Annotated in this window: 8 protein-coding genes, 3 tRNA genes, 3 rRNA genes and 1 pseudogene; 13 read left to right on the top strand and 2 right to left on the bottom strand. The window is 41.1% G+C overall.

Annotation, left to right across the window (positions count from 1 at the left end; translation table 11 throughout):
- Positions 1-53: 53 nt before the first annotated feature.
- A complete protein-coding gene (locus FGK96_RS08330; RefSeq protein WP_138083005.1) occupies positions 54-683 on the bottom strand; it encodes a YigZ family protein in 630 nt (209 codons plus the stop codon).
- A gap of 55 nt (positions 684-738) precedes the next feature.
- Here FGK96_RS08330 and FGK96_RS08325 point away from each other — a divergent pair, with 55 nt between their 5' ends.
- The 10 genes and pseudogenes from FGK96_RS08325 to FGK96_RS08280 all read left to right on the top strand — a co-directional run bounded on the left by FGK96_RS08325 (position 739) and on the right by FGK96_RS08280 (position 9,707).
- Positions 739-2,040, top strand: a complete 1,302-nt coding sequence (locus tag FGK96_RS08325) for a DEAD/DEAH box helicase (RefSeq protein WP_138083003.1) — start codon at positions 739-741, stop codon at positions 2,038-2,040.
- Positions 2,030-2,710, top strand: a complete 681-nt coding sequence (locus FGK96_RS08320) for a ComF family protein (protein ID WP_138083001.1) — start codon at positions 2,030-2,032, stop codon at positions 2,708-2,710. The genes FGK96_RS08325 and FGK96_RS08320 overlap by 11 nt, the downstream gene beginning before the upstream one ends.
- A 74-nt stretch (positions 2,711-2,784) precedes the next feature.
- The gene (gene hpf, locus FGK96_RS08315) at positions 2,785-3,333 is read left to right on the top strand and encodes a ribosome hibernation-promoting factor, HPF/YfiA family (protein WP_138082999.1); all 549 of its coding nucleotides are present in this window, start codon (positions 2,785-2,787) and stop codon (positions 3,331-3,333) included.
- 152 nt (positions 3,334-3,485) lie between these two features.
- Positions 3,486-3,749, top strand: a pseudogene (locus tag FGK96_RS08310) (peptide ABC transporter ATP-binding protein); the annotation flags it as partial.
- 286 nt (positions 3,750-4,035) lie between these two features.
- Positions 4,036-5,584, top strand: a 16S ribosomal RNA gene (locus FGK96_RS08305).
- A gap of 222 nt (positions 5,585-5,806) precedes the next feature.
- A tRNA-Ala gene (locus tag FGK96_RS08300) sits at positions 5,807-5,879 on the top strand.
- Between the two features lie 400 nt (positions 5,880-6,279).
- Positions 6,280-9,184: ribosomal RNA gene (locus tag FGK96_RS08295) — 23S ribosomal RNA — on the top strand.
- Between the two features lie 206 nt (positions 9,185-9,390).
- A 5S ribosomal RNA gene (gene rrf, locus FGK96_RS08290) occupies positions 9,391-9,506 on the top strand.
- Together the 16S, 23S and 5S rRNA genes with 3 tRNA genes alongside form the textbook arrangement of a ribosomal RNA operon.
- Before the next feature lie 5 nt (positions 9,507-9,511).
- Positions 9,512-9,585 (top strand) — tRNA-Asn (locus FGK96_RS08285).
- A 48-nt stretch (positions 9,586-9,633) separates the two neighbouring features.
- Positions 9,634-9,707: transfer RNA gene (locus tag FGK96_RS08280), tRNA-Arg, on the top strand.
- A 58-nt stretch (positions 9,708-9,765) separates the two neighbouring features.
- Here FGK96_RS08280 and FGK96_RS08275 read toward each other — a convergent pair.
- Positions 9,766-11,115 carry an aspartate kinase gene (locus tag FGK96_RS08275; protein ID WP_138082997.1) on the bottom strand — a complete coding sequence of 450 codons (1,350 nt, stop codon included), beginning with the start codon at positions 11,113-11,115 and terminating at the stop codon, positions 9,766-9,768.
- Positions 11,116-11,286: 171 nt separating this feature from the next.
- Here FGK96_RS08275 and truA point away from each other — a divergent pair, with 171 nt between their 5' ends.
- From truA to FGK96_RS08260, 3 genes are read left to right on the top strand one after another with little or no spacing between them, the layout of a single operon-like run.
- On the top strand, positions 11,287-12,036 hold the full coding sequence (gene truA, locus FGK96_RS08270; protein WP_138082995.1) for a tRNA pseudouridine(38-40) synthase TruA: 750 nt from the start codon (positions 11,287-11,289) through the stop codon (positions 12,034-12,036).
- The gene (locus tag FGK96_RS08265) at positions 12,026-12,787 is read left to right on the top strand and encodes a bifunctional hydroxymethylpyrimidine kinase/phosphomethylpyrimidine kinase (RefSeq protein WP_138082993.1); all 762 of its coding nucleotides are present in this window, start codon (positions 12,026-12,028) and stop codon (positions 12,785-12,787) included. Before truA ends, FGK96_RS08265 begins: the two co-directional genes overlap by 11 nt.
- Complete coding sequence (locus tag FGK96_RS08260) at positions 12,780-13,250, top strand: ECF transporter S component (RefSeq protein WP_138082991.1); 471 nt, start codon at positions 12,780-12,782, stop codon at positions 13,248-13,250. The genes FGK96_RS08265 and FGK96_RS08260 overlap by 8 nt, the downstream gene beginning before the upstream one ends.
- The last annotated feature ends 9 nt before the right edge of the window (positions 13,251-13,259 follow it).

Below are 13,259 nucleotides of genomic sequence, written 5' to 3'. Positions count from 1 at the left end.
GATGTAAAATAGTATTATTCTATTACCTTGATAGATGAAATATATCAGAGGACTTAAATAGGTACTTCAACAACTTGAGAGTCCACCGCTTCAAAAGAAATCTTGCCTTGATAGAATTCTGAGAGCTCTTGAATCAGTTTAGATTGAAAATCGAAATCGCAAAAGAGTGTTGTTGAGACTTGATCAGTAAAAGTAGTATGCTGTTCAACTAATCCATAGGTTTCTATAAAGTTAGTAAAAACTTGATACTGAGAGTAACTTAAGTGAACGCGCAGACCAACTTGTTCTTTTACTATGATTTGTTGCGAGCTATCTAATGTTGCAGCAGTTACTGAAGAGTAAGCTCTTATGAGGCCGCCAGTCCCTAATTTAATCCCACCAAAATAGCGCGTGACAACCACTAAAATATTAGTTAAGTCCTGTTTTTCTAGGATAGAAAGGATAGGTAGTCCAGCAGTACCAGATGGTTCACCATCATCACTTGAGCGTTTTATTTGTGCATTCTCGCCGATGATCATAGCAGAACAAGAATGATTAGCCTTGTAGTGCTCTTTTTTTATTTTTGCTAAAATTGCTTTGCCTTCTTCTTCACTTGAAATGCGAAAAGCTTGACCAATAAAACGTGATTTTTTGATTACTTCTTCGAAATGACCATTTGCTTGTATTGTTTTGTAAGATTCCATAAGAAAAGTTTACAGTAAAAACAACGTTTTGGCAAAATATCTCGAATAGATAAGTATGGAATGTTTAGAGAATTTATATGGTCGCATATTTACAGCTAATCAAATTAGCTATGAAGCACAAAGGATTGCAAGTACTAAAGATAGTTTTGAGGATGATGGTAAGGATTATTATTGCGGACGTTGCTTTAGTAAAGCTGATAAAGACCACTTACTACCTAATGGACACTATTATTGCAGATGGTGTTTAGTTTTTGGTCGAGTGCAAAGTCATGACAAGCTCTATTATTACCCTGCTCAGCCATTTCCTAAAGGGAGTTATCTTAAGTGGAAAGGAACTTTAACACCTTATCAAGAGAGTATTTCTAAACAATTGGTTGAAAATTATTGTTTAGAAAAACGGAGTTTGGTTTATGCTGTTACAGGAGCAGGTAAAACAGAGATGATCTATAGAGTTATCGAAGAAGTAGTCAATAGTGGGAAATGGGTGGCATTAGTCAGTCCGAGAATAGATGTCTGTATTGAAGTTCATAGGCGCTTAAGCCGTGACTTCTCATGTCAGATTGTTTTGATGCATGCAGAGTCAGAAAGTTATCATAGAGCTCCGCTTGTCATTGCAACAACTCATCAGTTATTGAAATTTTATAAGGCATTTCATTTGATTATTATTGATGAAGTAGATTCTTTTCCATTTGTTGACAATCCACTCCTAAATCGTGCTGTTATATCAGCGTTGATGGAGGAAGGTCGGTTAATTTATTTGACAGCTACCTCTACAAAGTTTTTAGAGAGGGAAGTGACGAATGGTAAACTGACCAAAATAACTCTACCGAGACGATTTCATAATAAACCTTTGATAGTACCTGATTTTCAATTGATTTTTAATCTTCAGCGATATTTGGATAGAAATAAACTCCCTCATAAACTATTTTCTGCTATTCAAAAACAAACTACTTTGCCCTATCCACTTTTAATTTTTTATCCTGTCATAGAGAAAGGTCAAAAATTTTATGAAACTTTAGTAAAAGCATTTCCTAACCACAAGATAGGATATGTAAGCAGTCAAACGCTCAAACGTAAAGAATTAATTGAGGACTTTCGTCGAGGTGACCTATCAATTCTTGTTACGACTACGATTCTAGAAAGAGGTGTTACTATTCCTGGTGTAGATGTCTTTGTAATATTAGCGCATCATCGCCTTTTTACATCTTCAAGTCTCATTCAAATAGCTGGGCGGGTTGGGAGATCTGTCGAACGCCCAAATGGTAAAGTAATCTTTTTTCACGAGGGAGTGAGTTCTGCTATGTATAGAGCAAGGAAAGAAATAAGAGGTTTAAATAAGGAAGCTTATGGGTTATAATTGCCTTTTATGTGAAAATTGTATTGAACACAGTTATTCTCTTTTAGAAATTATTTTCTTACTGAAAAAGGAGCAAATAATATGTCACTCTTGTCAAAGTAAGTTTAAACGAGTAGGTCCAAAACATTGTTCAGCTTGTTTCAAATCTGGATCAGCTAATTTATGTAATGATTGTATTGAGTGGAGTAAAAAGGGGTATGCAGTTAAGCATCATGCTCTATTCAAATATAACAATTACATGAAAGCATATTTTTCAAGTTATAAATTTCAAGGGGATTATTTACTTAGAAATGTTTTTGCCCAACCGTTCCTAGAAACAGTGCGAAAAAACTATAAGGAATATGTACTAATACCAGTTCCTGTCAGTCCAGAGAGGGAAGAAATAAGAGGTTTTAATCAAGTAACAGCAATTTTGGAAGTAGCAGGTTGCCAGTTTTCACCAATGGTTAGTAAAGTAGAAAATGAACACCAATCTCAGAAAAATAAAGTGCAACGTTTAAGGAGCGCTAATAGCTTTTATATTAACGAACTGGCTAAAGAAGTTCAAAAAAATCAAAAATTGTTAATTATTGATGATATTTATACTACTGGAACAACTATAAAACATGTTAGAGACGTACTTATTGCTGAAGGTTTTATTAATATAAAAAGTTTCAGTATTGCACGCTAAAACTTGCAAATTTTCATGAAAACGGTATAATAGTATTAAAGAAAGCGCTTCATGCGATAGGAAAGAGGTATCTTATGATTAAATTTAGTATTCGTGGAGAAAATATTGAAGTAACAGATGCAATTCGCGACTACGTTGAATCTAAGCTTGCTAAAATTGAAAAATATTTTGTTGAAGAGAATGAAATAGATACTCGTGTCAATCTCAAAGTGTATCGTGAAAAGACTGCTAAAGTTGAGGTAACTATTTTACTAGGATCAATGACTCTTCGTGCAGAAGATGTCTCACAAGACATGTATGGATCAATCGATTTAGTAGTTGATAAGATTGAGCGTCAAATTCGTAAAAATAAAACAAAAATCGCTAAAAAACATCGTGAAAAGATTCCAACTGGTCAAGTTTTCACAAATGAATTTGAATCAGAAGAGGTTGAAGAAAGTCCAGTTGTCAAAGTTGTTCGTACCAAAAATGTCACACTTAAACCAATGGATATTGAAGAAGCGCGTTTACAGATGGAACTTCTAGGACATGATTTCTTTATCTACACAGATTCTGAAGATGGTGAAACAAATATTCTTTACCGCCGTGAAGATGGCGATTTAGGTCTTATTGAGGCAAAATAAAAGATAAAAAAGCAGGAAAACTTTCTGCTTTCAGATTGAAGAAAAAGTCCATCTTTGGACAATTTTCTTCAGTCTTTTTTCGTTATTATGAAAATCAAACACTTTCAGAAACATGGGACATCAACATTTCTAAGAGTTTTATATCAGATTGAATAGCAGTTATCCATAAAGGGATCATCGTTGAAGTCGCTGAAACAGAAGAACTCTTCGTAAATCCAGTTCATCCTTATACCAAGTCACTTCTATCAGCAGTACCAATTCCAGACCCAATACTTGAGAGAAAGAAAAAATTAATTGTCTACTCGGTAGACCAGCATGACTATTCAGTTGATAAACCTGAGATGGTAGAAATAAAACCAGGACATTTTGTATGGGCTAACAAAGCTGAAGTCGCTAAATATCAAAAAGAACTATAAGAAGGTCCTACCTTCTTATTTTTTTTATCAACGCCTAAGGTAAATGAAGATAAGCATGTTTAAAAATGATGTAAAAGAAAAATGAAAATAAATTGAAAAAAGATATTGACAAAGAAGATGATAGCTGATAGAATAAAATAGTTGTCTCGTAAGAGATTCAAGACCTTTGAGAACTGAATAAGACAAGAAAAAACCAAACGTGAGGGTGATATGCAAGACATATTACCCGTCAATCAAAAAAGCAATAAATCTGTCAGCGACAGAAAAAGAACGAGTAAGTTCAAACTAAAATGAGAGTTTGATCCTGGCTCAGGACGAACGCTGGCGGCGTGCCTAATACATGCAAGTAGAACGCAGAGGACAGGTGCTTGCACCAGTCTAATGAGTTGCGAATGGGTGAGTAACGCGTAGGTAACCTACCTTATAGCGGGGGATAACTATTGGAAACGATAGCTAATACCGCATGAAAGTAGAAGACACATGTCATCTACTTAAAAGGGGCAAATGCTCCACTATGAGATGGACCTGCGTTGTATTAGCTAGTTGGTGAGGTAAAGGCTCACCAAGGCGACGATACATAGCCGACCTGAGAGGGTGATCGGCCACACTGGGACTGAGACACGGCCCAGACTCCTACGGGAGGCAGCAGTAGGGAATCTTCGGCAATGGGGGGAACCCTGACCGAGCAACGCCGCGTGAGTGAAGAAGGTTTTCGGATCGTAAAGCTCTGTTGTTAGAGAAGAACGGTAATGGGAGTGGAAAATCCATTACGTGACGGTAACTAACCAGAAAGGGACGGCTAACTACGTGCCAGCAGCCGCGGTAATACGTAGGTCCCGAGCGTTGTCCGGATTTATTGGGCGTAAAGCGAGCGCAGGCGGTTTGATAAGTCTGAAGTTAAAGGCTGTGGCTTAACCATAGTTCGCTTTGGAAACTGTCAAACTTGAGTGCAGAAGGGGAGAGTGGAATTCCATGTGTAGCGGTGAAATGCGTAGATATATGGAGGAACACCGGTGGCGAAAGCGGCTCTCTGGTCTGTAACTGACGCTGAGGCTCGAAAGCGTGGGGAGCAAACAGGATTAGATACCCTGGTAGTCCACGCCGTAAACGATGAGTGCTAGGTGTTAGGCCCTTTCCGGGGCTTAGTGCCGGAGCTAACGCATTAAGCACTCCGCCTGGGGAGTACGACCGCAAGGTTGAAACTCAAAGGAATTGACGGGGGCCCGCACAAGCGGTGGAGCATGTGGTTTAATTCGAAGCAACGCGAAGAACCTTACCAGGTCTTGACATCTTTCTGACCGTCCTAGAGATAGGATTTCCCTTCGGGGCAGGAGAGACAGGTGGTGCATGGTTGTCGTCAGCTCGTGTCGTGAGATGTTGGGTTAAGTCCCGCAACGAGCGCAACCCCTATTGTTAGTTGCCATCATTAAGTTGGGCACTCTAGCGAGACTGCCGGTAATAAACCGGAGGAAGGTGGGGATGACGTCAAATCATCATGCCCCTTATGACCTGGGCTACACACGTGCTACAATGGTTGGTACAACGAGTCGCAAGCCGGTGACGGCAAGCTAATCTCTTAAAGCCAATCTCAGTTCGGATTGTAGGCTGCAACTCGCCTACATGAAGTCGGAATCGCTAGTAATCGCGGATCAGCACGCCGCGGTGAATACGTTCCCGGGCCTTGTACACACCGCCCGTCACACCACGAGAGTTTGTAACACCCGAAGTCGGTGAGGTAACCATTTAGGAGCCAGCCGCCTAAGGTGGGATAGATGATTGGGGTGAAGTCGTAACAAGGTAGCCGTATCGGAAGGTGCGGCTGGATCACCTCCTTTCTAAGGAAATGGAAGACGTTTGGTCATGTCTTATTTAGTTTTGAGAGGTCTTATTTAAGTCATGAGAACGTTAAGAAATCTGTATGAAAATAGGAAATTGACGCTGTGTGCTTGCACAGAAGGAAATTTATCTTTTTCACTAAGATTTTAGTTCGAATACAATTAAGCTTCACGTAATAGAATAGTACCACCACTAATAATGTAACAACCAGTTTATTAGTCGGGGCCTTAGCTCAGCTGGGAGAGCGCCTGCTTTGCACGCAGGAGGTCAGCGGTTCGATCCCGCTAGGCTCCATTATCTAGGATACAAAGAGATGTTCGGCTTGCCGAAATTTCTGTAGAAAATTAGGAATCTGACACAGTGTGCTTGCACACAAGGAAGGTTATCTATTTTCCTAAGAAATTAATCTCGTGTTCAACTAGATAAATGATATTTGAATACGAACCTAAACTTACTAGAAATAAGTCAAAACCATCTCGTGTCTGAAGACACATCACTGGTTTGTTCCTTATTTTACGCAAGTTTTACGACAAGTCGTAACGGTTCTTAATATCATAATAGTCCATTGAAAATTGAATAACTATATCAAATTCCACGATCATACAAATGATTGTAGAAAAGTAACAAGAAATAAACCGAAAAAAAGATAAACGCGAACATATTAAAAAATAAGAAGGTCGAAAGACTGGAATAAGGTTAAGTTAATAAGGGCGCACGGTGGATGCCTTGGCACTAGAAGCCGAAGAAGGACGTGACTAACGACGAAATGCTTTGGGGAGCTGTAAGTAAGCGCTGATCCAGAGATGTCCGAATGGGGGAACCCACTAACTAATGGTTAGTATCCATGACTATAAAGGTCATGAGAAGGAAGACGCAGTGAACTGAAACATCTAAGTAGCTGCAGGAAGAGAAAGCAAACGCGATTGCCTTAGTAGCGGCGAGCGAAACGGCAGGAGGGCAAACCGAGGAGTTTACTCCTCGGGGTTGTAGGACTGCGACGTGGGACTTTAATTTAATAGAAGAATTACCTGGGAAGGTAAGCCAAAGAGAGTAACAGCCTCGTATTTAAAATTGAATTGAGCCCTAGCAGAATCCTGAGTACGGCGAGACACGCGAAATCTCGTCGGAATCTGGGAGGACCATCTCCCAACCCTAAATACTCTCTAGTGACCGATAGTGAACCAGTACCGTGAGGGAAAGGTGAAAAGCACCCCGTGAGGGGAGTGAAATAGAACCTGAAACCGTGTGCCTACAACAAGTTCGAGCCCGTTAATGGGTGAGAGCGTGCCTTTTGTAGAATGAACCGGCGAGTTACGTTATGATGCGAGGTTAAGTTGAAGAGACGGAGCCGTAGGGAAACCGAGTCTTAAAAGGGCGACTTAGTATCATGATGTAGACCCGAAACCATGTGACCTACCCATGAGCAGGTTGAAGGTGCGGTAAAACGCACTGGAGGACCGAACCAGGGCACGTTGAAAAGTGCTTGGATGACTTGTGGGTAGCGGAGAAATTCCAAACGAACTTGGAGATAGCTGGTTCTCTCCGAAATAGCTTTAGGGCTAGCGTCGATGTTAAGTCTCTTGGAGGTAGAGCACTGTTTGGGTGAGGGGTCCATCCCGGATTACCAATCTCAGATAAACTCCGAATGCCAAGTAGATATAATCGGCAGTCAGACTGCGAGTGCTAAGATCCGTAGTCGAAAGGGAAACAGCCCAGACCACCAGCTAAGGTCCCAAAATAATTGTTAAGTGGAAAAGGATGTGGGGTTGCACAGACAACTAGGATGTTAGCTTAGAAGCAGCTATTCATTCAAAGAGTGCGTAATAGCTCACTAGTCGAGTGACCCTGCGCCGAAAATGTACCGGGGCTAAAACAATTTACCGAAGCTGTGGATTACTAGTAATAGTAATGGTAGGAGAGCGTTCTATGTGTGAAGAAGGTATACCGTGAGGAGTGCTGGAACGCATAGAAGTGAGAATGCCGGTATGAGTAGCGCAAGACAGGTGAGAATCCTGTCCACCGTAAGACTAAGGTTTCCAGGGGAAGGCTCGTCCGCCCTGGGTTAGTCGGGACCTAAGGAGAGACCGAAAGGTGTATTCGATGGGCAACAGGTTGATATTCCTGTACTAGTATGTATAGTGATGGAGGGACGCAGAAGGCTAACTAAAGCGTGCGAATGGAAGAGCACGTCTAAGCAGTGAGGTGTGGTATGAGTCAAATGCTTATACCTGATACATTGAGCTGTGATGGGGAGCGAAGTTTAGTAGCGAAGTTAGTGATGTCACACTGCCAAGAAAAGCTTCTAGCGTTTAACTACATACTACCCGTACCGCAAACCGACACAGGTAGTCGAGGCGAGTAGCCTCAGGTGATCGAGAGAACTCTCGTTAAGGAACTCGGCAAAATGACCCCGTAACTTCGGGAGAAGGGGTGCTGTCAGCGATGACAGCCGCAGTGAATAGGCCCAAGCAACTGTTTATCAAAAACACAGCTCTCTGCTAAATCGTAAGATGATGTATAGGGGGTGACGCCTGCCCGGTGCTGGAAGGTTAAGAGGAGGGTTTAGCGCAAGCGAAGATCTGAATTGAAGCCCCAGTAAACGGCGGCCGTAACTATAACGGTCCTAAGGTAGCGAAATTCCTTGTCGGGTAAGTTCCGACCCGCACGAAAGGCGTAATGATTTGGGCACTGTCTCAACGAGAGACTCGGTGAAATTTTAGTACCTGTGAAGATGCAGGTTACCCGCGACAGGACGGAAAGACCCCATGGAGCTTTACTGCAGTTTGATATTGAGTATCTGTACCGCATGTACAGGATAGGTAGGAGCCATTGAGAACGGGACGCCAGTTTCGTTAGAGGCGATGTTGGGATACTACCCTTGTGTTATGGCTACTCTAACCCAGATAGGCAATCCCTATCGGAGACAGTGTCTGACGGGCAGTTTGACTGGGGCGGTCGCCTCCTAAAAGGTAACGGAGGCGCCCAAAGGTTCCCTCAGATTGGTTGGAAATCAATCGCAGAGTGTAAAGGTATAAGGGAGCTTGACTGCGAGAGCAACAACTCGAGCAGGGACGAAAGTCGGGCTTAGTGATCCGGTGGTTCCGCATGGAAGGGCCATCGCTCAACGGATAAAAGCTACCCTGGGGATAACAGGCTTATCTCCCCCAAGAGTTCACATCGACGGGGAGGTTTGGCACCTCGATGTCGGCTCGTCGCATCCTGGGGCTGTAGTCGGTCCCAAGGGTTGGGCTGTTCGCCCATTAAAGCGGCACGCGAGCTGGGTTCAGAACGTCGTGAGACAGTTCGGTCCCTATCCGTCGCGGGCGTAGGAAATTTGAGAGGATCTGCTCCTAGTACGAGAGGACCAGAGTGGACTTACCGCTGGTGTACCAGTTGTCTTGCCAAAGGCATCGCTGGGTAGCTATGTAGGGAAGGGATAAGCGCTGAAAGCATCTAAGTGCGAAGCCCCCCTCAAGATGAGATTTCCCATGATTTAATATCAGTAAGAGCCCTGAGAGATGATCAGGTAGATAGGTTAGAAGTGGAAGTGTAGTGATACATGTAGCGGACTAATACTAATAGCTCGAGGACTTATCCAAAGATAAGAAATAGTTGTCACACGTTTATTGACAAAGAGGTAGAGTTCTTGATAAGATATAGTTATTCAATTTTGAGTGGACTAATCTTAAGTAGTGAGAACGTTAAAAAATCTGTATGAAAATAGGGAATTGAGGCTGTGTGGTTGCACACAAGGAAGTTTAACTTTTTCAGTAAGATTTAAGTTCGAATACAGTTCAATCATAAGTTAAGTGACGATAGCCTAGGAGATACACCTGTACCCATGCCGAACACAGTAGTTAAGCCCTAGAACGCCTGAAGTAGTTGGGGGTTGCCCCCTGTTAGATACGGAAGTCGCTTAGCTTTAATCCGCCATAGCTCAGTTGGTAGTAGCGCATGACTGTTAATCATGATGTCGTAGGTTCGAGTCCTACTGGCGGAGTCTTTAGAGGTAGGAATTTTCCTATCTTTTTTGATTTATGGTTAACGAGCACCCTTAGCTCAACTGGATAGAGTACCTGACTACGAATCAGGCGGTTAGAGGTTCGACTCCTCTAGGGTGCATTATGTTAGAAAAAGAACATGGGCCAGTGTACCCATGTTCTTTTTCTTTATGATCATATTAGTTAAAAAAAGCTTGATAGAGAGCCTTGATGGCTTTTTTCTCATCCTTAGAGTCAACGACAAACATGACAGAAACTTCACTTGAGCCCTGAGAAATCATGGTGATATTGATTTTGTTTTCTGACAGTGCTTTAGTTGCAGTGGCAGTTACACCGACATGACTCTTCATGTTTTCACCTACAAGCATGATGATGGAAAGGTTTTTTATCACAGATACCTCATCAACTTCTAAATTATGGGTTAAATAGGTTAAAATTTCTTTTTCTTTGATTGGGGTTATTTCCCTTTCTCGAATGACGATAGAGAGGTCATCGATACCAGTAGGCATGTGTTCCCACCGAATATGTAAATCTTCTAGAATCTGTAAAACTTTACGACCAAATCCGACTTCTCTATTCATGAGGTACTTGGACATGTTAATACTAATGAATTGATCATCACCTGAAATTCCGACTACTGGATTTTTGTCGGTACTGCGATCAAGGACAATTTTTGTTCCGGGATGGTCAGGATTGTTGGTGTTTTTAATAACAATAGGAACTTGCCCTCTGTAAGCTGGTATTAGAGCTTCATCATGGAGGACGGTAAAGCCTGCATAGGCGAGTTCTCGCATTTCCTTATAGGTTAATTCTTTGATGGAGTGAGGTTTTTTAACAACACCAGGATGTGCGGCAAACATACCGTCGACATCTGTGAAATTCTCATAGAGGTCTGCGCTAATTGCTGCAGCTATTAACGAACCGGTGATATCTGAACCGCCTCGTGAAAAGGTACAAATTTCTCCATCTTTGGTAATTCCAAAAAAACCAGGTATAACTAAGATGCCATCGTACTCTTTTAGTTTTTCCATTTTATCATAGCTTGCTGGGAGAATGCGAGCGTTTTGTGGCTCATTAGAAACTATTAAGCCAGCGACTCCAGGATTAAGGTATCTTGCTTTTAAGCCATTATTACGGAAATACTCAGCGATTAGTTTAGCATTATTATTTTCACCACTAGCTAAAAATGTATCATATAAGAAGGGATTGTTCTCAATGGGTAATTGTGCTAATCCTTTAATGTCACTTGTGATAGTATCTAAGAGTTTTTGACTAAGTTCCAGTGCCTCAATAATCTTTTTAAACCGATTGATGATATTCTCTTGTATATCCTGTAGGGAAGCCCCCGTAACGTAAGCATCATGATAGGCAATCAAGGCATCAGTTATTTTTTGATCGTCTGGCCTTTCTTTACCAGGTGCAGAAACTACAATAAATTTTCGATCAGGATCAGTTTTTACAATGTTTAGTACTTTTTTTAATTGCTCTGCATTGGCTAGAGAACTTCCGCCAAATTTTGTGACCTTCATTAACATTTCCCCTTTGCTACTTGAATATTAGCACTAATTATATCAGAATTAGAGATGTTTGTCAGTAAGGTTTTTTATTTGAATTTCAGATAATAAAAGATGAAAAAATTGTATGGGTACAGATGGTGGATAAAATTATCTGCTTGATAAAAAAAATGCTAGAATAGTATTATGATTAGATATAAAGCCGTTATTTCTTATGATGGAAGCCAGTTTTCTGGGTTTCAACGCCAAACAAAGGCTAGAACCATTCAAGAAGAAATTGAAAAAACTTTAATGCGTTTAAATAAAGGAGAACCTATTGCCATTCAGGGTGCAGGTCGAACTGATGCCGGAGTACATGCCTATGGACAAGTTATTCATTTTGATTTAGCCGAAAGGCGTGAACTTGAAAAATTAAGATTTGCCTTAGATACGCAGACTCCTGAAGATATAGACGTCATAAGTGTTGAAGAGGTTTCTAATAATTTTCATGCTAGATACTCGAAGCACCTCAAAACCTATGAATTTATCGTTGATGTCGGACGGACTAAAAACCCTATGATGCGGAAATACGCCACGCATTACCCTTATCCATTGGATTTTTCATTGATTGAGCTAGCTATCAAAGATTTGGTTGGAACTCATGACTTTACTGGTTTTACTGCAGCTGGAACAAGTGTTGAAAATAAGGTCCGCACACTCTATCAAGCGGATTGTAATTTCGATTCTCATAGGCAATGCCTCATTTTCACCTTTACTGGAAATGGTTTCCTTTATAAGCAAGTCCGTAATATGGTTGGCACCCTATTGAAGATTGGGAACCAGAGAATGCCAGTTGAGCAGGTCAGAATTATTCTTGAGCAAAAAAATAGGCAGTTAGCCGGCCCCACAATAGCAGGGAACGGCCTCTATTTAAAGGAGATTATCTATGAAGACTAACTATATTTTAGCTATTTCCGGAAATGATATTTTTAGTGGGGGTGGTCTTTATGCTGATTTAGCGACGTTTAACTATCATCAGCTTCATGGCTTTTTAGCAGTTACCTGCCTCACTGCCATGACGGAATCTGGTTTTGAAGTTTATGGAACAGAACAAGCCGTATTTGAGAGCCAGTTAAAGAGTCTCGATGCCGTTCCTTTTTCGGCTATTAAACTAGGACTTTTACCAAATACTATAATTGCTGAGCTGGCTTTTAGCTTTGTTAAAGTCCATTCTGACATCCCAATCATTCTTGATCCCGTCTTAGTTTGTAAGGAAAATCATGATGTAGAGGTCTCTGCCTTGAGAGAAGAAATGCTAAAATTTTTCCCCTATGCTACAATTATTACTCCAAACTTGGTAGAAGCGGGGCTATTGGCACAAAAATCTATAAGGACTCTAGATGATATGAAAGATGTAGCTAAGATTCTTCATCAATTAGGGGCTAAAAACCTAGTGATTAAAGGTGGAAACCGTTTTAGTCAAGAACGGGCTTTAGATCTCTTTTATGATGGGAAGGATTTTCAAATTTTAGAATTTCCTATTTTAGACCAGAATAATATTGGTGCTGGCTGTACTTTTGCCTCTAGTATTGCTAGCTATTTGGTAAAAGGAGAAAGTCCCCTTGAAGCAGTTCAAAAGGCTAAAAACTTTGTTTATCAGGCTATTCAACACGCAGATGACTATGGAGTGAAACAAAATTATGACTAATAGGAAACTTAAAATGATGGTTCAACTATCCATCTTAACGGCCCTTACCACGATGCTTGGAAAATTCGTTAGCATTGGAACTCCAACGGGCTTTTTGACCTTGCTTGATGCAGGGATTTATTTTACAGCTTTTTATCTAGGCAAACGTGAAGGAATGATTGTTGGCGCCCTCTCGGGCTTCTTAATTGATTTGATTTCAGGTTATCCAAACTGGATGTTTTTTAGCCTAATTGCCCATGGGTCTCAAGGTTATCTCGCAGGTCTAACAGGTAGAAGTCGCATTTTAGGACTTGTCTTATCATCGCTAGCGATGGTTGGTATTTATTTCATGGCGACTATCCCTATGTACGGATTGGGAGCTGCTATCGCGGGAATAGTTGGCAATGTCGGCCAGAATTTTTTGGGAATGTTGGTTGGTTATTTGGTTTGTCTGAGTTTTTCTAGAGTTAAGAAAGTAGCTTAGGAGGTGACT

The sequence above is a fragment of the Streptococcus porcinus genome, assembly GCF_901542335.1.
In the GTDB taxonomy this organism is placed as follows: domain Bacteria; phylum Bacillota; class Bacilli; order Lactobacillales; family Streptococcaceae; genus Streptococcus; species Streptococcus porcinus_A.
The sequence above is the reverse complement of the archived record's forward strand: the minus strand, read 5'-3'. Positions and strand labels throughout refer to the sequence as shown.